The sequence below is a fragment of the Streptomyces angustmyceticus genome (assembly GCF_019933235.1).
Classification (GTDB): Bacteria; Actinomycetota; Actinomycetes; order Streptomycetales; family Streptomycetaceae; genus Streptomyces; species Streptomyces angustmyceticus.
Window position 1 is genome coordinate 6144798 of the sequence record NZ_CP082945.1, and the last position, 22660, is coordinate 6167457.

At 72.4% G+C, this 22660-nt stretch carries 18 protein-coding genes; 12 read left to right on the forward strand and 6 right to left on the reverse strand.

Going from position 1 to position 22660, the window contains the following annotated elements; translation table 11 throughout:
- Positions 1-71: 71 nt before the first annotated feature.
- The 3 genes from K7396_RS27390 to K7396_RS27400 all read right to left on the reverse strand — a co-directional run bounded on the left by K7396_RS27390 (position 72) and on the right by K7396_RS27400 (position 3192).
- Positions 72-728, reverse strand: a complete 657-nt coding sequence (locus tag K7396_RS27390; RefSeq protein WP_086716871.1) for an MBL fold metallo-hydrolase — start codon at positions 726-728, stop codon at positions 72-74.
- 9 nt (positions 729-737) lie between these two features.
- Positions 738-1481, reverse strand: a complete 744-nt coding sequence (locus K7396_RS27395; RefSeq protein WP_086716870.1) for a maleylpyruvate isomerase family mycothiol-dependent enzyme — start codon at positions 1479-1481, stop codon at positions 738-740.
- A 151-nt stretch (positions 1482-1632) separates the two neighbouring features.
- Positions 1633-3192 carry an FAD-dependent monooxygenase gene (locus K7396_RS27400; protein ID WP_086716869.1) on the reverse strand — a complete coding sequence of 520 codons (1560 nt, stop codon included), beginning with the start codon at positions 3190-3192 and terminating at the stop codon, positions 1633-1635.
- 60 nt (positions 3193-3252) lie between these two features.
- Between K7396_RS27400 and K7396_RS27405 the strand changes: the two genes are divergently transcribed.
- Both K7396_RS27405 and uvrA read left to right on the forward strand, forming a co-directional pair.
- On the forward strand, positions 3253-4023 hold the full coding sequence (locus K7396_RS27405; protein WP_086716868.1) for a TetR/AcrR family transcriptional regulator: 771 nt from the start codon (positions 3253-3255) through the stop codon (positions 4021-4023).
- Between the two features lie 264 nt (positions 4024-4287).
- Positions 4288-7254: an excinuclease ABC subunit UvrA gene (uvrA, locus tag K7396_RS27410; RefSeq protein ID WP_086716867.1), complete on the forward strand. Its 2967-nt coding sequence runs from the start codon at positions 4288-4290 to the stop codon at positions 7252-7254.
- An 84-nt stretch (positions 7255-7338) separates the two neighbouring features.
- Here the strand turns inward: uvrA and K7396_RS27415 are convergent, their stop codons facing one another.
- A complete protein-coding gene (locus K7396_RS27415) occupies positions 7339-8334 on the reverse strand; it encodes a carbohydrate kinase family protein (protein WP_086716866.1) in 996 nt (331 codons plus the stop codon).
- Complete coding sequence (locus K7396_RS27420; RefSeq protein ID WP_086716865.1) at positions 8331-9377, reverse strand: LacI family DNA-binding transcriptional regulator; 1047 nt, start codon at positions 9375-9377, stop codon at positions 8331-8333. The genes K7396_RS27415 and K7396_RS27420 overlap by 4 nt, the downstream gene beginning before the upstream one ends.
- 180 nt (positions 9378-9557) lie before the next feature.
- Between K7396_RS27420 and K7396_RS27425 the strand changes: the two genes are divergently transcribed.
- Genes K7396_RS27425 through K7396_RS27435 form a run of 3 tightly spaced genes read left to right on the forward strand, consistent with a single transcriptional unit; the run spans position 9558 to position 12422 of the window.
- A complete protein-coding gene (locus tag K7396_RS27425) occupies positions 9558-10568 on the forward strand; it encodes a zinc-dependent alcohol dehydrogenase family protein (protein ID WP_086716864.1) in 1011 nt (336 codons plus the stop codon).
- Positions 10569-10573: 5 nt separating this feature from the next.
- Positions 10574-11986 (forward strand): sugar porter family MFS transporter, encoded by a 1413-nt coding sequence (locus tag K7396_RS27430; protein ID WP_086716863.1) that lies wholly within the window; start codon positions 10574-10576, stop codon positions 11984-11986.
- A 22-nt stretch (positions 11987-12008) separates the two neighbouring features.
- Positions 12009-12422 (forward strand): Rieske (2Fe-2S) protein, encoded by a 414-nt coding sequence (locus K7396_RS27435; protein ID WP_086716862.1) that lies wholly within the window; start codon positions 12009-12011, stop codon positions 12420-12422.
- Positions 12423-12464: 42 nt separating this feature from the next.
- On the opposite strand, the gene K7396_RS27440 is transcribed toward K7396_RS27435, so the two are convergent.
- Positions 12465-13403 carry a hypothetical protein gene (locus tag K7396_RS27440; RefSeq protein WP_086716861.1) on the reverse strand — a complete coding sequence of 313 codons (939 nt, stop codon included), beginning with the start codon at positions 13401-13403 and terminating at the stop codon, positions 12465-12467.
- Positions 13404-13948: 545 nt separating this feature from the next.
- On the opposite strand from K7396_RS27440, the gene K7396_RS27445 reads away from it, so the two are divergent.
- From K7396_RS27445 to K7396_RS27475, 7 genes are all read left to right on the forward strand, one after another.
- Positions 13949-14839 carry a hypothetical protein gene (locus K7396_RS27445; RefSeq protein ID WP_086716860.1) on the forward strand — a complete coding sequence of 297 codons (891 nt, stop codon included), beginning with the start codon at positions 13949-13951 and terminating at the stop codon, positions 14837-14839.
- 135 nt (positions 14840-14974) lie between these two features.
- Positions 14975-17071 carry an excinuclease ABC subunit UvrC gene (uvrC, locus tag K7396_RS27450; RefSeq protein ID WP_152104954.1) on the forward strand — a complete coding sequence of 699 codons (2097 nt, stop codon included), beginning with the start codon at positions 14975-14977 and terminating at the stop codon, positions 17069-17071.
- Positions 17068-18012, forward strand: coding sequence for an RNase adapter RapZ (gene rapZ / locus K7396_RS27455; protein WP_086719577.1), 945 nt, complete (start codon positions 17068-17070; stop codon positions 18010-18012). Before uvrC ends, rapZ begins: the two co-directional genes overlap by 4 nt.
- On the forward strand, positions 18009-19070 hold the full coding sequence (locus K7396_RS27460) for a gluconeogenesis factor YvcK family protein (protein ID WP_086719578.1): 1062 nt from the start codon (positions 18009-18011) through the stop codon (positions 19068-19070). Before rapZ ends, K7396_RS27460 begins: the two co-directional genes overlap by 4 nt.
- A complete protein-coding gene (gene whiA, locus K7396_RS27465) occupies positions 19061-20050 on the forward strand; it encodes a DNA-binding protein WhiA (RefSeq protein ID WP_018091880.1) in 990 nt (329 codons plus the stop codon). The genes K7396_RS27460 and whiA overlap by 10 nt, the downstream gene beginning before the upstream one ends.
- 254 nt (positions 20051-20304) lie before the next feature.
- Positions 20305-21309, forward strand: coding sequence for a type I glyceraldehyde-3-phosphate dehydrogenase (gene gap / locus K7396_RS27470; protein WP_086719579.1), 1005 nt, complete (start codon positions 20305-20307; stop codon positions 21307-21309).
- A 113-nt stretch (positions 21310-21422) separates the two neighbouring features.
- Entirely contained in the window at positions 21423-22625 is a 1203-nt protein-coding gene (locus K7396_RS27475) for a phosphoglycerate kinase (RefSeq protein ID WP_086719580.1), read from the forward strand.
- Positions 22626-22660: the final 35 nt, after the last annotated feature.

Below are 22660 nucleotides of genomic sequence, written 5' to 3' on the forward strand. Positions count from 1 at the left end.
CGGGCGCCGCCGTTCGTACGGGCCCGCCCCCGGGAGGCGTGGGCGGGCCCGTACGAACGGCGGCACCCGCGCTACCAGCCGCGCTCGCGCCACTCGGCGAGGTGCGGCCGCTCGGCGCCGAGGGTGGTGTCGTTGCCGTGACCCGGGTAGACCCAGGTCTCGTCGGGCAGTTCGCCGAAGAGCTTGTGCTCGACATCGTCGATCAGGCGGACGAAGTTCTCGGCACTGCCGAAGGTGTTGCCGACCCCTCCGGGGAACAGGCAGTCGCCGGTGAACAGATGCGGGGCGCCGTGCGGGTCGTCGTAGACCAGTGCGATGCTGCCCGGGGTGTGGCCGACGAGGTGACGGGCGGTCAGCTCGACCCGTCCGACGGTGAGGGTGTCGCCGTCGTCGAGCAGCACGTCCGTGGGTACCGGGATGCCCTCGGCGTCGTACCGCCCCGCGCAGGTCCGCGCACCCGTCGCATCGACCACCTCGCGCAGCGCGCCCCAGTGGTCGCCGTGCCGGTGCGTGGTGACCACGGACCCGATGCCGCTGTCGCCGATCAGCGAGAGGAGGGTGTGCGGTTCGGCGGCCGCGTCGATCAGCACCTGCTCATCGGTCGCCCGGCACCGCAGCACATAGGCGTTGTTGTTCATCGGACCGACCGCGACCTTCGAGATCATCAGGTCGGTCAGCTCGTGCACGTCGGCCGGTCCGCCGACCTTCACTGCTCCGCTGTAGCCCATGGGACCACTCTAGAGCGGCGGCACCACGGGCAGGTCGGAGCCGTGACTGTCGAGTTTGCCGCCCTCGTCGCGCCCGGTGAGCCAGCCCACCAGCGCCGTCGCGGAGCCCGTCACCACCACGGGGCCGTTCCCGGCGCCGGGGCCGGTGGCGAGCGCGCCGGTGCGCCAGCGGCGGCCGTCGTCGGTCCGCAGCTCCAACGGGGGCAGATCCGGGTGGCCGGCGAACTTGATGGTGGCCAGGAAGGCCAGTTCGCTGTCGACGAAGGCGGGCGAGAGCTGGTCGACGGTGTGGCCCACGCCGAGGTCGACATGGTGCAGTTCGAGCTCGGCCAGCCGGCGCAGGGGCAGCCGGTCGGCCCGTTCCACAACGTTGTTGCGCATCTCGACCTGGTAGGTCCGGCGATCCCGCGGCAGGGCGTCCATCGCCTTGTCGAACCGTGCCGCGGACTCCCTGAGGTCCGCCAGATGCGCCGCCAGCGGGCGGTCGGCGCCCCGCTCGATATCGGCCTCGCGGGCCTCGGGACCGGCGTACATCGGCGTGCGCACATCGGTCCGCGCCCAGGTCAGGAGGTTGCCCAGGGCGTCGGCGTTGCGGGCCAGATGGGACAGGACGTGGCCGCGGGTCCAGCCGGGCAGCAGCGACGGCTCGCCGATCGCCGCGTCGTCGAGCGTGCCGACCGCGGCGAGGAGCCGGTCGGTGGCCTCGCGGACGGCGGCCACGTCGTGCGGGAAGTCAGGCGCGGTGGGGGTCATGGTCCGACGCTAGCGCCGTCGGGGCGGGCGCGGGAGTGGGCCGGCGCCGATCGGGGTGCACACGGGCGGAGCGTGGTGCACGCGGGCGGAGCGGGCGGCGCACGACGGCGGCGGACAACCGCCGGTCCGCGCCGCCCGCGAGGAGCGAGGTTCAGACCGCCGCCGTGGCGGGCGACCCGAACCAGCGCCGGAGCGCGGCGTCCAGCTCGTCCGGGGTGCCCGGGCCGCCGGGGGAGTCCGCCGCCCAGGCGGTGCAGCCGTCGGGACGCACCAGCAGAGCGGCCAGTTCGGGCCGCCCCGGGCAGCGCGAGGGGAGCACCCGTATCCGGTCCTCGTATCCGGCGGCACGCCCGCGTACCCCGGCGTCCCCGGCGAGATCGAGCAACAGCCCCTGCCCGCCGTGCAGATGGTCGGCGAGCCGGGTGCCGTCGGCGAGTTCCAGGTCGGGTGCGCTGCGGCCGGTCAGCGGATGGTCGCCGGGCAGGTCGTAGCGCTGCCCGACCCCGGAGATCTTCTTGGCGAAGAAGGTGGTGGCGGCGGTCGTCCCGGTCAGTTCGGCGATCACCCCGCGCAGCGCCCTGGCGTGCGACTCCGGGCGCATCAGCGCCACTTGGGCCCGGGTCCACTCCAGCACCCAGGCGCCCAGCGGGTGCCGCTCGGCGGTGTACGTGTCGAGCAGTCCCTCGGGTGCCCAGCCGCGGACCGTGGCGGCCAGCTTCCAGCCGAGGTTCATGGCGTCGCCGAGGCCGAGGTTCAGCCCCTGGCCGCCGAACGGCGAGTGGACGTGCGCCGCGTCCCCGGCGAGCAGCACCCGCCCGGACCGGTAGTCGGGCACCTGCCGTGCGTGGTCCGTGAACCGGGTCGCCGAGAGCACCTTGTCGACGGTGACGTCCGCGACCCCCGACACCTTCCGCAGGGCGGTCTGCAACTCCTCGGCGGTGACGGGTGCTTCGCGGTCCGCGGGCGGCCCGTCGAACTCCACGGTGAGGATCCGGCCGGGCATCGGGCCGTGTGCGTACGTCCCGGTCTTTGTCCAGTTCCAGCCGGCGCCCAGGGCGTCGGCGCCGGTCAGCTCCACGAGGGCCTGGTGGCCGGTGATCTCCGGGTCCGTACCGGGGAACGGGAAGCCGGCGAGGCGGCGGACGGTGCTGCGGCCGCCGTCGCAGCCTGCCAGCCAGCCGGTGCGCAGCGACCCGTGGGAGGTGTGGACGCGCACCCCGTCCTCGTCGGCGTCGAAGCCGGTCAGGGTCACCCCGCGGCGCAGCTCGACGCCCAGTTCGGCGGCGCGGGCACCGAGCAGCCGCTCCAGGGCCTCCTGCGGTACGAGGCCGACCTCGGAGGCGGGCCCGAGGCCCTCGAAGTCCGGGTCGGACTCGTCCAGCAGGTCGCCGCGCAGCATGATGCCCGCGAAGTGCCCGGCGAACCTGGGAGGTTGCCGCACTCCGGTGGCGCCGGCCGCCTGGCGCTGCCGCAGGAACGCGCCGAACCTCTCGAAGGCGTCGCGCTGCGCGGCCCCCAGGGCGGGCAGCATCCCGCGCCGCTGAAAGGCCTCGGCGCTGGGGAAGTTGATCGCCCCTGCCTTGATCTTCGTATCCACTTCGGTCAGCCGCTCCAGGACGACGACCGACACGTCCGCCAGAGCCAGTTCGCAGGCGAGCATCAGCCCCACCGGGCCGCCCCCTGCCACTACTACGTCTGCGTCATGCTTCATGAGTGGAAGTGTAGTCACTATAAATTTGTTCCGGCTAAAGCCAGGGCTACCATTTCGGCCATGGCGGAGGGCGTGACGGACGGTGCGAGGAACGGCGTGGACGACGGCGGGACGGAGGGCGAGCGGCGCGGCGGGGGCACGGCGGCGGACGACGGGACGGACGGCCCGTGGAAGGAGACCGGTTTCACCGAGGACGAGGGGCGGCTGACGCTGCGCGAGCGCAAGAAGCTGCGCACCCGGCAGCGGATCTCCGGCGAGGCCACGCTGCTGTTCATCCGCCGCGGCTTCGACCACGTCACCGTCGCCGAGGTGGCCCGCGCCGCCGAGGTGTCCACGATGACGGTCTTCAACTACTTCCCGCGCAAGGAGGACCTCTTCCTCGACCGGATCCCCGAGGCGGGGGAGCGGATCACCCGCGCCGTCCGGGAGCGCGGCGCGGACGAGACGCCGCTCGCCGCGCTGCGCCGGCTCACCCTCGGTCTGCTCGCCGAGCGGCATCCGCTGGCCGGGGTGGGGGAGGGGTTCGAGCACTTCTGGCGCACGGTGCTGGACTCGCCGGCGCTGCGTGCGCGGGCTCGCGAGGCGGTCGAGGAACTGGAGCAGACCCTCGCCGCGCTGCTGTCGGAGGCGGCGGGCGGCGACCCGGAGCGCCCCGGCCGTACGGACCGGCTGGCCGCGGCACTGATCATCGCGGGGATCCGGGCGGCCTTCGTCGAAGCGGTGACCCGGCAGCTCGGGGGTGACCCGGTGGCGGCGGTGGCCGTTGAACAGGCGGAGGTGCTGCGGCGCACGTTCGATGCGCTGGAGCGGGCACTGGCCCGCGACGTCTGACGGGAGCATTTCCGCAGCGCACGGGCGTGCGGCGGGGCGGGAAGATTGTGGCTCCGCCACACGTTCGGGTGAAGAGGACTTGCGAGCCCGCTAAATCGAATGCGCGTGCTATAAGCTCGTGTGTGGCATCGCAAAGACAGTGCCGCGGCGGGCCCCATACCCTGGGGCGGGGGCTCCGCTCCGCTCCGTCGCCTCTGCTCACCCACCGCGCGGCGGACGCAGAGCCGCGGCCCTCCGCCCCCTCCAAGAAAGGTGCCGACCGGCGTGGCCGACCGTCTCATCGTCCGTGGCGCTCGCGAGCACAACCTCAAGAACGTCTCGCTCGACCTCCCCCGCGACTCCCTCATCGTCTTCACGGGGCTCTCCGGGTCGGGCAAGTCCTCGCTCGCCTTCGACACGATCTTCGCCGAGGGGCAGCGGCGCTATGTCGAGTCGCTCTCCTCCTATGCCCGGCAGTTCCTCGGGCAGATGGACAAGCCCGATGTGGACTTCATCGAGGGCCTGTCCCCCGCGGTATCCATCGACCAGAAGTCGACGTCGCGCAACCCGCGCTCGACGGTCGGCACGATCACCGAGGTCTACGACTACCTCCGCCTGCTCTTCGCCCGTATCGGCAAGCCGCACTGTCCCGAGTGCGGGCGGCCGATCGCCCGGCAGTCGCCGCAGGCCATCGTCGACAAGGTGCTCGAACTCCCCGAGGGCAGCCGCTTCCAGGTGCTCTCGCCGCTGGTGCGCGAGCGCAAGGGCGAGTTCGTCGATCTCTTCTCCGACCTCCAGACCAAGGGCTACAGCCGGGCCCGCGTCGACGGGGAGACCATCCAGCTCTCCGAGCCGCCGAAGCTGAAGAAGCAGGAGAAGCACACCATCGAGGTGGTCGTCGACCGCCTCACGGTCAAGGAGTCCGCCAAGCGGCGGCTGACCGACTCCGTCGAGACCGCCCTCGGGCTCTCCGGCGGCATGGTGATCCTCGACTTCGTCGATTTGGACGCCGACGACCCGCAGCGCGAGCGGATGTACTCGGAGCATCTGTACTGCGCCTACGACGACCTCTCCTTCGAGGAGCTGGAGCCCCGCTCCTTCTCCTTCAACTCCCCCTTCGGCGCCTGCCCCGACTGCACCGGCATCGGCACGCGCATGGAGGTCGACCCCGAGCTGATCATCCCCGACGAGGACCGCTCCCTTGACGAGGGCGCCATCCACCCCTGGTCGCACGGCCACACCAAGGAGTACTTCGGCCGCCTGGTCGGTGCGCTGGCGGACGCCCTCGGGTTCCGTACGGACATCCCCTGGGCCGGGCTGCCCAGCCGCGCCAAGAAGGCCCTGCTGAACGGCCACAAGACCCAGATCGAGGTGCGCTACCGCAACCGGTACGGCCGCCAGCGCGCCTACACCACCCCCTTCGAGGGCGCCGTCCCGTTCGTCAAGCGGCGGCACTCCGAGGCGGAGAGCGACAGCAGTCGGGAGCGCTTCGAGGGCTATATGCGCGAGGTGCCCTGCCCGACCTGTGAGGGCACCCGGCTGAAGCCGATCGTGCTCGCCGTCACGGTCCAGGAGCGGTCGATCGCCGAGGTCGCGGCCATGTCGATCAGCGACTGCGCCGACTTCCTGCGGGAGATGAAGCTCACCGCCCGCGAGAAGAAGATCGCCGAGCGGGTCCTCAAGGAGGTCAACGAGCGGCTGAAGTTCCTGGTCGACGTCGGCCTGGACTACCTCTCGCTGAACCGCGCGGCCGGCACCCTCTCCGGCGGCGAGGCCCAGCGCATCCGCCTCGCCACCCAGATCGGCTCCGGTCTGGTGGGCGTGCTCTACGTCCTCGACGAGCCGTCGATCGGTCTGCACCAGCGCGACAACCACCGCCTGATCGAGACCCTGGTGCGGCTGCGCGACATGGGCAACACCCTGATCGTCGTCGAGCACGACGAGGACACCATCAAGGTCGCGGACTGGGTGGTGGACATCGGCCCCGGCGCGGGCGAGCACGGCGGCAAGGTCGTGCACAGCGGCCCGATGAAGCAGCTGCTGGCCACCAAGGAGTCGATCACCGGCCAGTACCTCTCCGGCAAGAAGACCATCGCGACCCCCGACGTCCGGCGGCCCGCCGACCCGTCGCGGCAGCTGACGGTCCACGGCGCGAAGGAGAACAACCTCCGCGACATCGACGTCTCCTTCCCCCTCGGGGTGTTCACCGCCGTCACCGGCGTCTCCGGATCCGGCAAGTCGACGCTGGTCAACGACATCCTCTACACCCACCTGGCGCGCGAGCTGAACGGTGCCAAGTCGGTGCCGGGCCGGCACACCCGGGTGGCCGGCGACGACCTGGTGGACAAGGTCGTACACGTCGACCAGTCGCCGATCGGCCGCACCCCGCGCTCCAACCCGGCCACCTACACCGGCGTCTTCGACCACGTCCGCAAGCTCTTCGCGGAGACGATGGAGGCCAAGGTCCGCGGCTACCTGCCGGGGCGCTTCTCCTTCAACGTCAAGGGCGGCCGCTGCGAGAACTGCTCCGGCGACGGCACGATCAAGATCGAGATGAACTTCCTGCCGGACGTGTACGTGCCGTGCGAGGTCTGCCACGGCGCGCGCTACAACCGGGAGACGCTGGAGGTCCACTACAAGGGCAAGTCCATCGCCGAGGTGCTGGACATGCCCATCGAGGAGGCGCTGAGCTTCTTCGAGGCGGTGCCCACCATCGCCCGGCACCTCAAGACGCTCAACGAGGTCGGCCTCGGCTATGTCCGGCTCGGCCAGTCCGCGCCGACGCTCTCCGGTGGTGAGGCGCAGCGCGTCAAGCTGGCCAGCGAGCTCCAGAAGCGCTCGACGGGCAGCACCGTCTACGTCCTCGACGAGCCGACCACCGGTCTGCACTTCGACGACATCAGCAAGCTGATCAATGTGCTGTCCGGCCTGGTGGACAAGGGCAACACGGTGATCGTCATCGAGCACAACCTCGATGTGATCAAGACGGCGGACTGGGTCGTCGACATGGGCCCCGAAGGCGGCAACGGCGGCGGCCTGGTCGTCGCCGAGGGCACCCCCGAGGGTGTCGCGTCGATCCCGGCCAGCCACACCGGCAAGTTCCTGCGGGAGATCCTCGGCGACCGCGTCAGCGACGCCGCGCCGGTGGGGGCCACCCCGAAGAAGCCGGCGGCCAAGAAGGCCGCGGCAAAGAAGACGGCCGCGAAGAAGACCGCGGCCAAGAAGACGACGGCGCGGGCCCGCAAGGCCTGATACCGCCGGACGGCACCGGCCGGGCCGTCACCGCTCTCCAGACGAGGGAGCGGTGGCGGCCCGTTTCGCCGCCGCCACCGCCGCCTACGCCGCCAACTCCGTGGCGAACGGCGGTTCCGCGCCCGCGCGGGAGCAGGTGACGGCGGCCGCGCGGGCGGCGAAACGCAGGATGTCGCGCCAGTCGTCGTCGCCGAGAGCGGCCACGGCGGGGTACGAGAGGGCGCCGTGGACGTCCAGACGGTGCAGCAGCGCGGCGTTGACGGTGTCGCCGGCCCCGATGGTGTCGACGACGGTGACCCGCTCACCGGGGACCGTCACCTCCCCGCCGCCCCGTGTCAGCACCGTCAGTCCGTCGCCCCCGCGGGTGAGGACGATCGCCGCGGGCCCGGCGGCCAGCCAGCCCTTCGCCGCCGCCGTGACCGCCTCCCAGGTGCCGCCGGCCGCGGCGCCGGGCCCGGCCAGCCACAGGGCGTCCTCCTCCGACAGCTTCAGCAGGGCGACGTCGGGGAGCCAGGAACGGAAGCGGGCCCGGTAGGCGTCCGGGTCCGGGATCAGACCGGGCCGGATGTTCGGGTCGAGGGCGGTGAAGACACCGCGCCGGGCCTCGCGGCGCAGCAGGGACTCGTACGCGCTCGCGCCCGGCTCCAGGACGAGCGAGCAGGTGCCCAGGGAGAGCGCGCGGGCCGCGGCGGGCAGCGCCGGCGGCAGGGTGAAGAGCCGGTCGGCGGTGCCGTCCGCGTAGAAGCCGTAGCCCGCCGAGCCGTCCGCGCTGATGTCCGCCACGGCGAGGGTGGTCGGCTCGCCGCCGCGCTGCACCAAGGACGTGTCGACACCGCCGCCGCGCAGCCCCTGGAGCAGCGCCTCGCCGAAGCTGTCGGTCGAGATCCGGGAACAGAACGCGGCGGGCGAGCCCAGCCGCCCCAGCGCGACCGCGGTGTTGTACGGGCCGCCGCCGCGCCGCGGCAGCAGCGCCGGCAACCTGCCGTCCGCGGTGGCGGCGCCGGTGCCCCCGTCGGAGGGGGAGGTGTCCTGCGGGCTGGGGACGAGGTCGATCAGTGCCTCGCCTGCGACGACGATCACGGGGCGGGGTTCCTTTCCTGGGCGGCCGAGGGCGTGGCCGGGGCGGGTTCGGCGCAGCCGCACGACGTACGGTGCACGAAGGTGCAGGGGAGACGGACGGTGCGCGGGGGCCGGTCCGGCTCCGCCAGGCGCTCCAGCAGCAGCCGGACCGCCGCCGCCCCGATGTCCTTGCTGGGCTGGGCGATCGCGGTCAGCCGCGGGGTGAACAGATCGGCCCACGAGAAGTCGTCGAAACAGGCCAGCGCGATGTCGCGGGGCACCTCCAGGCCGAGGTCGCGCAGTGCCCGGAGGGTGCCGATGGTCATCGCGTTGTTGGCGGTGATGAGCGCGGTGGGCGGCTTCGGGGCGGCCAGCAGCCGGCGGGTGGCGTCCTCGGCGCCGGCCGCCTCGGAGTTGCCGCCGGCGAGGAGTCCGGGCGCGAAGGGCAGGCCGGCGGCGCGCAGCCCCTCGCGGTAGCCCTGGACCCGCTCGGTGGTCGTGCTCAGGCCGGGCAGACCGGCCACCAGACCGATCCGGGTGTGCCCCGACTCGGCCAGATGCCCGACCAGTTGGCGCACCGGGCCGGCGTTCTCGGCGCACACCTGGTCGTGGTCGTCGCCGACCAGCCGGTCCAGGAAGACGGTGGGCACCTCGCGGCGGGTCAGGTACTCCACCAGCCCGGCGGGCTCCGCGGAGGGCGCCACGATCATGCCGTCCACGCGGCGCTCGTGCAGCAGCTGGACGACCTTGCGCTCGTGCCGCGGGTCGTCGTGCGGATCGGTGATCAGCAGGCTGTAGCCGGCCTCCAGGGCGCCGGCCTCGACGCCCTGGAGGATCTCGGTGAAGTACGGGTTGCTGATCGCGGAGACCGCCAGGCCGATCGAGCGGGTGCGGGAGGTGACCAGGGAGCGGGCCAGGGTGTTGTGGGTGTAGCCGAGTTCCTCGATGGCGCCGAGGACCGCGGCGCGGGTGTCGGGGCGGACCGGACGGGTGTCGTTCAGCACATGCGACACCGTGGCGACGGAGACTCCCGCGCGCCGTGCCACATCCGTCATCGTCGTCATCCGGTTCTTCCTCCCCGAGCGTGCGGCACCCCGTCGGTGCCGCGGCCTCCCACGGCCGCGTCCCGCGAAGTCCACCACACTACGAGCACCCGCCCCGAATCGTAAACGCTTGCGTAAGCGTTTACGCCCAAGCTACCTTCCCGGCATCGCAATCCCGCACGACGTCGTGAGGAGGCGCCGATGCGCGCTCTCGTGGTCACCGCACCGGGCAAGGGGGGCAGCACCGCTGTCACCGAGCTGCCCGACCCCTGCCCGGAGCCCGATGAGGTGGTCGTGCGCGTCACGTCCTGCGGGCTGTGCGGCACCGATATGCACCTGCTCGGCGGCGAGCTGCCGGCCGCGGTCTATCCGCTGGTGCCCGGGCACGAGCTGACCGGCGAGATCGTGGCGGTGGGCGCCGCGGTGACCGGCCGGGCGGTCGGGGAACGCGTCGCCGTCGACCCCAACATGCCGTGCGGCGCCTGCCACTACTGCCGGATCGGCCGCGGCAACCTCTGCGAGGACTACACCGCGGTCGGCGTCACCCGCGCCGGCGGCTTCGCCGAGCTGGTCGCCGTGCCCGCACGCTGCTGCTACGTGCTGCCCGACGGGCTCTCGGAGGCCGCGGCGGGACTCGTCGAGCCGCTGTCCTGCGCGGTGCACGGCCTCAACCGGCTGCCGCGCCGGCCCGGCGAGCACTACCTGATCTACGGCGCCGGCACCATGGGCCTGATGATGGCCGCCCTCGTCCAGGCCGCGGGCGCCGCCTCGGTGTCCGTCGTGGACCTCAACGAGGACCGGCTGGCGTTCGCGGAGTCCTTCGGCGTCGACGTGGCGGTGACCGGCGCCGACCGGCTCGGGCGCACGCCCGGCTTCGAGGTCGTGGTCGACGCGACCGGCGCCGTCGCGGCCATCGAGGACGGGCTGGGCCGGGTCCGCCGCGGCGGCACCTTCCTGCAGTTCGGCGTCGCCGACCCGGCGGGCACGGCGTCCTTCTCGCCGTACCGCGTCTACCACCACGAGATCGACATCATCGGTTCGATGGCGGTCCACCACAGCTTCCAGCCCGCCATCGACCTGCTCGCCTCCGGGACGGTCGCCCTCGACGCCCTGGTCAGCGACGTCTATGGTCTGCACGAGTTCGACGAGGCGGTGGCCCGGTTCCGGGCGGGCACCGGCCGGAAGATCCACATCGCCCCGCAGAAGGGCTGAGCGCGGTGCCCACACGCATCAAGAACGCACTGATCTGGGTCTTCGGGGCCCTCGGCGGCATCCTGTGGGGCTATGACACCGGAGTCATCTCGGGCGCCATGCTCTTCATCAAGAACGACATCGCCCTCACCCCGCTCCTGGAGGGCCTGGTCGTCTCGGGCCTCCTGGTGGGCGCCATGCTCGGCGCCGGTCTCTCGGGACGGCTGGGCGACTCCTGGGGGCGCCGCCGGCTGATCCTCGCGGCCTCCGGGGTCTTCATCCTCGGCACCCTCGGCGCCTCCTTCGCCTTCGGCCCCGCCTCGCTGATCGCCTCCCGGTTCGTGATCGGCATCGGCGTCGGCATCGCCTCCGTCGTCGTCCCGCTCTACCTCACCGAACTCGCCCCCAAGCAGGTGCGCGGCGGGCTGACGTCCCTGATGCAGCTGCTGGTCACGGTCGGCATCTTCGTCGCGTACGGCACCGACTACCTGCTGGCCGGCGCCGGGGCCTGGCGCTGGATGATCGGCCTCGGCGTGATCCCGGCCGCCGTGCTGGCGCTGGGCATCCTCACCCAGCCGGAGAGCCCGCGCTGGCTGGTGCGCAAGGGCCGCACCGACGAGGCCCGTACGGTGCTGACCCGGCTGCGCGGGGACGCCGGCGCGGCGGGGGAGGAGCTGGCGGAGATCGAGCGGGCCGAGCACGCCGAACGGGCGCAGAGCGAGCCGCTGACCCTGCGGCGGCTGCTGTCGCCGCAGCTGCGCCCGGTGTTCGTGGTGGGGATGCTGCTGGTCCTCTTCCAGAACTTCGTCGGCATCAACACGATCATCTACTACGCGCCGACCCTGCTCACCGACATCGGTTTCGGCTCGGACGGCGCGATCCTCGCCAACGTCGGCATCGGCCTGCTCAACATGCTGATGACGCTCCCGGCGATGCGGCTCATCGACCGCCGGGGGCGCAAGCCGCTGCTGCGGTGGGGCGCGCTGGGCATGTGCGCGGCGATGGTGCTGCTGGCCGTCACCAACCTCTCCGGACTCGGCTACGGCGCGCTGCTGTCCGCGCTCACCCTCCTGGGGATCGCGCTCTACATCGCGTCGTTCGCCGTCTCCTGGGGGCCGGTGCAGTGGGTGATGCTGCCCGAGCTGTTCCCGATGCGGATCCGGGCGGCCGCGGTCGGCCTGTGCGTGCTCTTCAACTGGCTGTTCAACATGATCGTGGCGCTGGTGTTCCCCTCGCTGCTGCAGACCTGGGGCGCCGGCGTCAACTTCCTGTTCTTCGCCGGGACGACCCTGCTGGCGTTCCTCTTCGTGCAGCGGCTGCTGCCGGAGACCAAGGGCCGCAGCCTGGAGGAGATCGAGCAGGACCTGCTGCGGGGGCGTCCGGCCCGGCCGGAAGCGGAGCGGTCTGTGCCGGTATCGTCGGGAGCCGCCCACCACTGACGCCCTGACCTCTGGAGCAGCCATGAGCCAGCCCCCCGCCCGACGGACCGTGCTGCGGGGGGCCGCGCTCGCCGGTGCCGCGGGCCTCGGCCTGACGGCCTGCTCGACGGGGGACTCCGGCGCGAACGCCTCGGCGGTGCCCGCCGAACCGGTCGACCTCGGGGCCGCCGCCGCGGTGCCGGTCGGCGGTGCCAAGCTCTACCGCGAGGACCGCCTCGTCGTCTCGCAGCCCGCCAAGGGCACCTACAAGTGCTTCAGCGCCAAGTGCACACACGCCGGCTGCATCCTGGCCGAGGTCGAGAAGAAGGAGGGCGGCTGCCCCTGCCACGGCAGCCGCTTCGACGTCACCACCGGCAAGGTCGTCCAGGGCCCGGCGTCCGAGCCGCTGCCCGAGGTCCCGGTCAAGGCCGAGAACGGCAAGCTGATCGCGGGCTGAGGCGCGGGCCGCCACCCAGGGCCGGGCCCCGGTGACCCCGGCCTACTCCCAGTCCCAGGCGATCCCCAGTATCCCGGGCCGTACCCCCTGCTCCACGAGGTGCACGGCGCGGTGGTGCTCGCTGAGCGGCAGCTCCTGCCGGCCGCTGCGCGGGGCGCCGGCCGCGACCTGTGCGAAGCGGGTGCAGCGCACCGGCAGCGCCGCCTCGTCGAAGCGCACCTGCAGGACGTACTGCCCGCCGGCGACGCCGAAACCGCGCTGGTACTCCGTGCTCGGGCCGCCGCTGCCGTCCTCGAAGCCGTAGCCGAAGACATGGGTGTCACCGGCCCGCAGCCGGGCGTCGAAGAGCAGCTCGGCGATCACCACTCCGGCCTCGGCGTTCCCGCGCACCCGGCCCAGCCGGCAGTTCTCGGCGGCCCGCACCCGCACCCGGGAGGGATCACAGCCCGCGTCGCCCCGGTGGACGGCCACGAAGCGGTCCACGCCGTCCCGGTGCGCGCGGACCACGTGGAGCGATTCGCGGGCGAGGAGCCGGCGCTCGGGCCCGATACGGACGCGTTCGTGATGGCCCACGGTGTGCAGCCCGCCGTCCACCGGGGCGTCCAGCTCGTCGAACAGCCGCCGCACCGTGGTGGCGGGCGCCGCCGGCGAGCGGTACGAGCGGGCGGGCGGCCGCTCGGCCTCCGGGCGGGCACCGCCCTCCGGCACCAGCAGCCGGTGCAGCGAGCGCGCCGGCAGGTCGAGGACCTCTTCCAGGGCGCGCACCGCCCGCAGCGACTCGGGGCGCTGCGGCCGCCGGGCTCCCTGCTGCCAGTAACTGAGGCTGGTCACCCCGATGGTGACGCCGCGCTGGGCGAGCTTGTGCTGTACGCGGGTGAGGGCGAGCCCCCGCTCGGTGAGTGCGGAGCGCAGCGCGAGATGGAACGGCCCGGTCCGCAGCAGTTGGGCCAGCTCCGCCGACCGGGGGGTGTCCTGTGCCATGGTTTCGGTCCTCCGGTCGCGCGGGGTGAACGTTCACAACCGGATCGCACGCTGTGGGCGCCGCCTGCCTGTTCACCGCAGTACGCCGGGCACCGGCCGTTCCCATGGGGGCGGTCCGTCCACACCCTCATGCCACCCCGCATTGAAGCGTGTCGACCTGCCTGCGACAACACCTGACGCTCCTGCGCGGTATCCGGAGGCGCTCCTCTTCCCTTCACCCCGGGGTCGGGAGGAGTGCCGCCCCCGCGCAGCACGCTTCCGGCCGGATGGGGTCGACTCCGGTGCGTACGCGACCGGTTGGTTTCGCTGTGGCACCCCGCCGAGCGAGACCGACGCCGACCGGCCCGTCGGGACCGGGGCCCCATGGGCCGCCGGCAGTGGCCCCCTGCATGTGATCCACGGATATGACACGGACCGCCACCGGGCGCACCGGGGTGATCCATGATCGGCCAACAACCGCTACAACTGGGGCGATTTCGGCTACAACCCGAACGACGGCGCCTTCTCCTGGACACACTCCCCGTACCGGATAGGAGCCTGGGGCCATGAGGAAGCGCACCGCCGTCCGTACCGCCCTCCGTGCCGTCGCCACCGGCACGTCCGCCACGGCCCTCCTCGGCCTCACCCCGCACCTCGCCCTGGCCGCGCCCGCCCCCGTGCCACGGACCCCCGCGGCGAGCCTCACCGCCGCCCATGCGGCGGCCACCGCCCCCGCGGCCCTCGACACCGTCGCCCGGTTCTTCGCGGCCGAGCGGGAGCGCGGCGGCGCCCGCACCGGTGGCCCCGGCGCCGTGCGGGCCGCGCCGCGCGTCGAGGGAGCCGTCGTGCCCGTCTACGTCCTGTCACCGGACTTCGTCCGCGGCCGCGAGGGTGCCCCCGTCGCCCGCCTGGCGTTCCTCGCCGGCAGGGCCGTCGCGGGCGACGGCCGCACGGCCTCGGTGCGGATCGCGCGGCGGGGCGCCGCCTGGAAGATCGTCCGCATCGCCGCCGGCGACGACGAGACCCGCTACAGCGCGGCCGGGGCCGCACGGGCGAAGGGCGGCACGGTCTTCCGCGAGCCGGGGACCGACGCCTGGTACGTGCAGCGCGGCGACCGCGTCGAGCCGCTGGACGCGGAAGCCCGGCAGGCCGTCGGCGCGCACGGCACCACGGTCGCCGCCTACCGGGAACGGGTCGCGCGGGCCTACGGGGACAAGCTCCCCGGCACCGCGTACGACCGGCGCGGCGCGGCGGGCGGCTACGGTCCGGTGGCCGGGGCCGGGACCGCCACGGGGGCCGGTGCCCGGCAGCCGCACGCCCCGCGGCCCGTCACGACGGCCGGGCTCGCGGACGACAGCCTGCCGGTGACCGCCGCCACGACCCTCGCGGGCGCCGCCGCCCTGCTCGCCCTGGCACTGTCCGCCTCGGCGCCACTACGGAGGCGGCGCAGCGGCTGAGGAGGGGCGGAGGGGGAGGGGGCGCGCAACGCCCACCCACCTCCCGCCCGCCCCGCCGCCGTTCGCCGCCGCCGATGCCGGACGGCGACGGTCCGGGAACGGTGATTGTCGGTCCCGGTCAGTAGGGTGGTGTGCATGGCAGACCCCAGCAGCTACCGACCCAAGCCGGGACAGATCCCCGACTCGCCGGGGGTCTATAAGTTCCGCGACGAACACGGCCGGGTCATCTACGTCGGCAAGGCCAAGAGCCTGCGCCAGCGCCTGGCCAACTACTTCCAGGACCTGGCCGGACTCCACCCGCGGACGCGCACGATGGTCACCACCGCGGCCGCCGTCGAGTGGACCGTCGTCACCACCGAGGTCGAGGCGCTCCAGCTCGAATACACCTGGATCAAGGAGTTCGACCCGCGCTTCAACGTCAAGTACCGCGACGACAAGAGCTATCCGTACCTCGCGGTGACCCTCAACGAGGAGTTCCCGCGCGTCCAGGTCATGCGCGGCGCCAAGAAGAAGGGCGTGCGCTACTTCGGTCCGTACGGCCACGCCTGGGCCATCCGCGAGACCGTCGACCTGATGCTGCGCGTCTTCCCGGTGCGGACCTGCTCCGCGGGCGTCTTCAAGCGCTCCGCGCAGATCGGCCGCCCCTGCCTGCTCGGCTACATCGGCAAGTGCTCGGCCCCCTGCGTCGGCCGGATCTCCCCGCAGGAGCACCACGAACTCGCCGAGGAGTTCTGCGACTTCATGGCCGGCCGCACCGGCGCCTACCTCCGCCGCCTGGAGCGGCAGATGCAGGACGCGGCCGAGGAGATGGAGTACGAACGCGCCGCCCGGCTCCGCGACGACATAGGCGCCCTCAAGCGGGCCATGGAGAAGAGCGCCGTGGTCCTCGCCGACGCCACCGACGCCGACCTGATCGCCGTCGCGGAGGACGAACTCGAAGCCGCCGTCCAGATCTTCCACGTCCGCGGCGGCCGGGTGCGCGGCCAGCGCGGCTGGGTGACGGACAAGGTCGAGGCCGTCACCACCGGCGGCCTCGTCGAGCACGCCCTCCAGCAGCTGTACGGCGAGGAGCGGGGCGACGCCGTCCCCAAGGAGGTCCTGGTCCCGGCGCTCCCCGAGCCGGTCGAGCCGGTCGCGCAGTGGCTCTCCGAGCGCCGCGGCTCCCAGGTCTCGCTGCGCATCCCGCAGCGCGGCGACAAGAAGGACCTGATGGCCACGGTCGGCCGCAACGCCCAGCAGGCCCTGGCCCTGCACAAGACCAAGCGCGCCTCCGACCTCACCACCCGCTCCCGCGCCCTGGAGGAGATCGCCGAGGCGCTCGGCCTGGACGCGGTGCCGCTGCGCATCGAGTGCTTCGACATCTCCCACCTCCAGGGCGACGACGTCGTCGCCTCGATGGTGGTCTTCGAGGACGGTCTCGCCCGGAAGAGCGAATACCGCCGCTTCCAGATCAAGACCTTCCAGGGCCAGGACGATGTCCGGTCCATGCACGAGGTCATCGGCCGCCGCTTCAAGCGCTACCTCCAGGAGAAGCAGAAGTCCGGCGAGTGGACACAGGAGCCGGCCGGGGACCCCCAGGGGGACGTCAACGGCGTCACCGGCAGCAGCGGCGGCGTCACCGTCCACGACGGCGAACCGGAGCCGGACCCCCTGGCCGGCCGCCCGACCGACGAGGACGGCCGCCCCAAGCGGTTTGCCTACCCGCCCCAGCTCGTGGTCGTCGACGGCGGCGCCCCGCAGGTCGCGGCCGCCCGCCGGGCCCTGGACGAGCTCGGCATCGACGATGTCGCCGTATGCGGCCTGGCCAAGCGCCTCGAAGAGGTCTGGCTGCCCGAGGAGGACGACCCGGTGGTGCTGCCGCGCAGCAGCGAGGGCCTCTACCTCCTCCAGCGCGTCCGCGACGAGGCGCACCGCTTCGCGATCACCTACCAGCGCAGCAAGCGCGGCAAGCGGCTGAAGTCCTCCCCGCTCGACGCCGTCGCCGGACTCGGCGACACCCGCCGCCAGGCGCTGCTCAAGCACTTCGGTTCGGTGAAGAAGCTGCGGGCCGCGACGGTCGACGAGATCTGCGAAGTCCCGGGCGTCGGCCGCAAGACCGCGGAGACGGTCGCCGCGGCGCTGGCCGGGGCGGCGCCGTCCGCCCCCGCGGTGAACACCGCCACAGGAGAGATCATTGAGGATGACGGGGCCCCACCGGCCGCGTTGTCGGCAGAACGGGGGCAGGAACGATGAGCACACCGCACGAAGCGCAGGAACCCGAGAGAGACGGTGCACAGGTGAGTACGGGCACGACCGACCAGGGCGAGAGCGCCGCGATCCCCGAGTTGGTGATCATCTCCGGGATGTCCGGCGCCGGCCGGAGCACGGCCGCGAAGTGTCTGGAGGACCTCGGCTGGTTCGTCGTCGACAACATCCCGCCCGAGCTGATCGCGCCGATGGTCGAGCTGGGCGCCCGCTCGCAGGGCAACGTCGCCCGGATCGCGGTCGTCGTCGATGTCCGCGGCCGCCGCTTCTTCGCCAACCTCAAGGAGTCGCTGGCCACCCTCGACGCGCAGAACGTCAAGCGCCGCATCGTCTTCCTGGAGTCCTCGGACGAGGCCCTGGTGCGCCGCTTCGAGTCGGTGCGCCGCCCGCACCCCCTCCAGGGCGACGGCCGGATCGTCGACGGCATCGTCGCCGAGCGCGACCTGCTGCGCGAGCTGCGCGGCGACGCCGACCTGGTCATCGACACCTCCAGCCTCAACGTCCACGAACTCCGCGCCAAGATGGACGCCCAGTTCGCCGGCGAGGAGGTCCCCGAGCTGCGCGCCACGGTCATGTCCTTCGGCTTCAAGTACGGCCTGCCGGTCGACGCCGACATGGTCATCGACTGCCGGTTCATCCCCAACCCGCACTGGGTGCCCGAGCTGCGCCCCTTCACCGGCCTGAACGAAGAGGTCAGCGGCTACGTCTTCAGCCAGCCGGGCTCCAAGGAGTTCCTGGACGGCTACACCGAGCTGCTGCGGATCGTGGCCGAGGGCTACCGCCGTGAGGGCAAGCGCTATGTGACCATCGCCGTGGGCTGCACGGGCGGCAAGCACCGCAGTGTCGCGATGTCCGAGAAGCTCGCCCGCCGCCTGGTCTCCGAAGGGGTGGAAACCGTCATCGTCCACCGCGACATGGGGCGCGAGTGAGCGGGCGGGCACCACGGCTGCGCCGGGTCCGGCGATTCGTCCCCAGCGGCCGTATGACGAAGGGGGCCACCCCCAAGGTGGTGGCACTGGGCGGCGGCATGGGCCTGTCCGCCTCGCTCACGGCGCTGCGCCGGATCACCGGCGACCTGACCGCGGTCGTCACGGTCGCCGACGACGGCGGCTCCAGCGGCCGTCTCCGCGACGAGCTGGGCGTCCTGCCGCCCGGCGACCTGCGCAAGGCGCTGGCCGCGCTGTGCGGCGACGACGACTGGGGCCAGACCTGGTCGAGGGTGATCCAGCACCGCTTCACCAGCGAGGGCGAGCTGCACGACCACGCGGTCGGCAACCTGCTGATCGTCGCGCTGTGGGAGCAGCTCGGCGACCACGTCCAGGCGCTCGACCTGGTCGGCAGGCTGCTCGGCGCGCACGGCCGGGTGCTGCCCATGTCGGCGGTGCCCCTGGAGCTCCAGGCTCAGGTCAAGGGCCATGAACCGGGCAGCCCGGACGCGATCACCACGGTCCGCGGCCAGGCCACCGTCGCGCTCACCCGTGGCGAGGTGCAGTCCGTCCATGTGGTCCCCGAGGACCCGCCGGCCGTTCCCGAGGCGGTCGCCGCGGTGCGTGACGCCGATTGGGTGGTGCTCGGACCGGGTTCCTGGTTCTCCTCCGTGATCCCGCATCTGCTGGTGCCGGAGCTGCGCGAGGCCCTGGAGGAGACCAAGGCGCGGAAGGTCCTCTCGCTCAACCTTGCGCCCCAACCCGGCGAAACCGATGGCTTCTCCCCGCAGCGTCATTTGGAGGTTTTGGCCCGACACGCCCCTAAACTCGCCTTCGACGTGGTGCTGGCCGACAAGGCCGCCGTGCCCGACACCGAAGGTCTGACGGTTGCCGCGAAGCAGCTGGTCGGCAGCGAGGTCGAGCTGGCGGCGGTCGCCGCACAAGGAGACGACGCCCGGTCGAGCGCCGGGGGAGCCCCCGACCGGCACGACCCGGAGCTGCTGGCAGCCGCGTACGACCGTATTTTTCGGATGCATGGAAGGATCGGCCCATGGCGATGACGGCAGCGGTGAAGGATGAAATCTCCCGGCTCCCCGTCACCCGGACCTGCTGCCGGAAGTCGGAGGTCTCGTCGATCCTGCGGTTCGCGGGCGGTCTGCACCTGGTCAGCGGGCGCATCGTGATCGAGGCGGAGCTGGACACGGGCATCGCCGCCCGGCGGCTGCGCAAGGACATCCTGGAAATCTTCGGGCACAGCTCCGACCTGGTGGTGATGGCCCCCGGCGGCCTGCGGCGCGGCAGCCGCTACGTCGTACGGGTCGTCGCCGGCGGGGACCAGCTGGCGCGCCAGACCGGTCTGGTGGACGGCCGCGGCCGCCCCATCCGCGGGCTGCCGCCCCAGGTGGTGTCCGGCGCGACCTGCGACGCCGAGGCGGCCTGGCGCGGCGCCTTCCTGGCCCACGGCTCGCTGACCGAGCCCGGCCGCTCCTCGTCGCTGGAGGTCACCTGCCCCGGGCCCGAGGCGGCGCTCGCGCTCGTCGGCGCCGCCCGCCGGCTCGGCATCGGCGCCAAGGCCCGTGAGGTGCGCGGCGTGGACCGCGTCGTCGTCCGTGACGGTGACGCGATCGGCGCGCTGCTGACGCGGCTCGGCGCCCATGAGTCGGTGCTGGCGTGGGAGGAGCGGCGGATGCGCCGCGAGGTGCGGGCCACCGCCAACCGCCTCGCCAACTTCGACGACGCCAACCTCCGCCGCTCGGCCCGTGCCGCGGTCGCCGCCGGCGCCCGGGTGCAGCGGGCCCTGGAGATCCTGGGCGAGGAGGTGCCCGAGCACCTCGCCGCGGCCGGCCGACTGCGCATGGAGCACAAGCAGGCATCCCTGGAGGAGCTGGGTGCCCTCGCCGACCCGCCGCTGACCAAGGACGCGGTCGCCGGCCGGATCCGCCGGCTGCTGGCGATGGCCGACAAGCGCGCCCAGGACCTCGGCATTCCCGGCACGGAGTCCAACCTCACCGAGGAGCTGGCGGAGGGCATGGTCGGCTGAAACCCCGCCGGGCCTTCTCCCGTACGCGCCCCCGGCGCCCGCACTGGGCACCGGGGGCGCAGTGCTGCGCGGGGCGACGACGGGGCGCGCCCGGGTGCACGTCAGAGGGGCTGAAGGGCGCTCACTTGAGCATCTTTCGGCGCCGATGTCAATGTCACGTACGTCTCTTGCAGGGGGTAGGGTCGGAGGCGGTCGGGGACAGCCCATACAGCTCGCCGGTAACCCATCGGCGTACCTAACGAGGAGATCGGTTCGTGACGATCCGCGTAGGCATCAACGGATTCGGCCGCATTGGTCGTAACTACTTCCGCGCGCTCCTGGAGCAGGGCGCGGACATCGAGATCGTCGGTGTCAACGACCTGACCGACAACGCCACCCTGGTTCACCTGCTGAAGTACGACACCATCCTGGGTCGCCTCAAGCAGGACGTCAGCCACACCGACGACACCATCACGGTCGGCAACCAGACCTTCAAGACGATGGCCGAGCGCGACCCGGCGAACCTCCCCTGGGGTGAGCTCGGCGCCGACATCGTGATCGAGTCGACCGGCATCTTCACCAAGAAGGCCGACGCCGAGAAGCACCTCGCGGCCGGTGCCAAGAAGGTCCTGATCTCCGCGCCCGCCAAGGACGAGGACATCACGATCGTGATGGGCGTCAACAACGACAAGTACGACGCCGCCAAGCACCACGTCATCTCCAACGCCTCCTGCACCACCAACTGTGTGGCGCCCATGGCGAAGGTGCTCGACGAGAACTTCGGCATCGTCAAGGGCCTGATGACCACGGTCCACGCGTACACCAACGACCAGCGCATCCTGGACTTCCCGCACAGCGACCTGCGCCGCGCCCGGGCCGCCGCGGAGAACATCATCCCGACCTCGACCGGTGCCGCGAAGGCCACCGCCCTGGTCCTCCCGCAGCTCAAGGGCAAGCTGGACGGCATCGCCATGCGCGTCCCGGTCCCCACCGGCTCGGTCACCGACCTGGTGCTGGAGCTCGACCGCGAGGTCAGCAAGGACGAGATCAACGCCGCGTTCCAGAAGGCCGCCGAGGGCCAGCTCAAGGGCATTCTCGAGTACACCGAGGACCCGATCGTCTCCTCGGACATCGTGAACTTCCCGGCCTCCTGCACCTTCGACTCCTCCCTGACGATGTCGCAGGGCAAGCAGGTCAAGGTCGTCGGCTGGTACGACAATGAGTGGGGCTACTCCAACCGTCTGGTGGATCTGACCACCTTTGTCGGCGGCCAGCTCTGATCACTGGTTGACACCTGAGGCACCGAGATGTGAGGACGGGGCTCGTATGACGCGAAGATGCGTCGTACGGGCCCCGTCCCGTGACCGACCTACGCAAACGGAGTCACTTCCTCATGAAGACGATCGACGACCTCCAGGTCGCCGGACAGCGCGTCTTTGTCCGCGCTGATCTCAACGTGCCGCTGGACGGCACCACCATCACCGACGACGGCCGGATCCGCGCCGTCGCCCCGACGATCGCCAAGCTCGCCGAGCGCGGCGCAAAGGTGATCGTCGCCTCGCACCTGGGCCGTCCCAAGGGTGCTCCGGACGCCGCCTTCTCGCTGGCCCCCGCGGCCCGGCGGCTGGGCGAGATCCTCGGGCAGGACGTGGCGTTCGCGACCGACACGGTGGGTGACTCCGCCCGCTCCGTGACCGGCGGCCTCGCCGACGGCCAGGTGGCCGTCCTGGAGAACCTCCGCTTCAACGCGGGCGAGACCAGCAAGGACGACGCCGAGCGCGGCGCCTTCGCCGGCCAGCTCGCCGCCCTCGCCGACCTGTACGTCGGCGACGGCTTCGGTGCGGTGCACCGCAAGCACGCCTCGGTCTACGACCTGCCCCGGCGCCTCCCGCACGCCGCCGGTGACCTGATCGCCGCCGAGGTCGCCGTCCTGAGGAAGCTCACCGAGGACGTCAAGCGCCCCTACGTCGTCGCGCTGGGCGGCGCCAAGGTCTCCGACAAGCTCGCCGTCATCGACCAGCTCATCGAGAAGGCCGACCGCATCCTGGTCGGCGGCGGCATGGCGTACACCTTCCTCAAGGCCAAGGGCCACGAGGTCGGCATCTCGCTGCTGCAGGAGGACCAGGTCCCGGCCTGCCTGGAGTACCTGGCGCGGGCCGAGAAGCGCGGCGTGGAGTTCGTCCTCCCCGTCGACGTGCTGGTCTCCGCCGAGTTCCCGGACCTGAAGACCAAGGCCCCGGCCCACCCCGACATCGTCGCCGCGGACGCCATCCCGGCCGACAAGGAGGGCCTGGACATCGGCCCGAAGACCCGCGAGCTCTACGCCGCGAAGCTCGCCGACGCGGGCACCGTCTTCTGGAACGGCCCGATGGGCGTCTTCGAGCACCCCGACTACGCCGGCGGCACCAAGGCCGTCGCGCAGGGCCTGCTGGACTCGGACGCCTTCACCGTCGTCGGCGGCGGTGACTCGGCCGCCGCCGTGCGCCTGCTGGGCTTCGACGAGAATGCATTCGGCCATATTTCGACCGGTGGCGGCGCCAGCCTCGAATACCTCGAAGGCAAGACGCTGCCCGGCCTCGCCGCTCTGGAGGACTGAACAACGTGACCGCTCTCAACAACGGCCGCACCCCG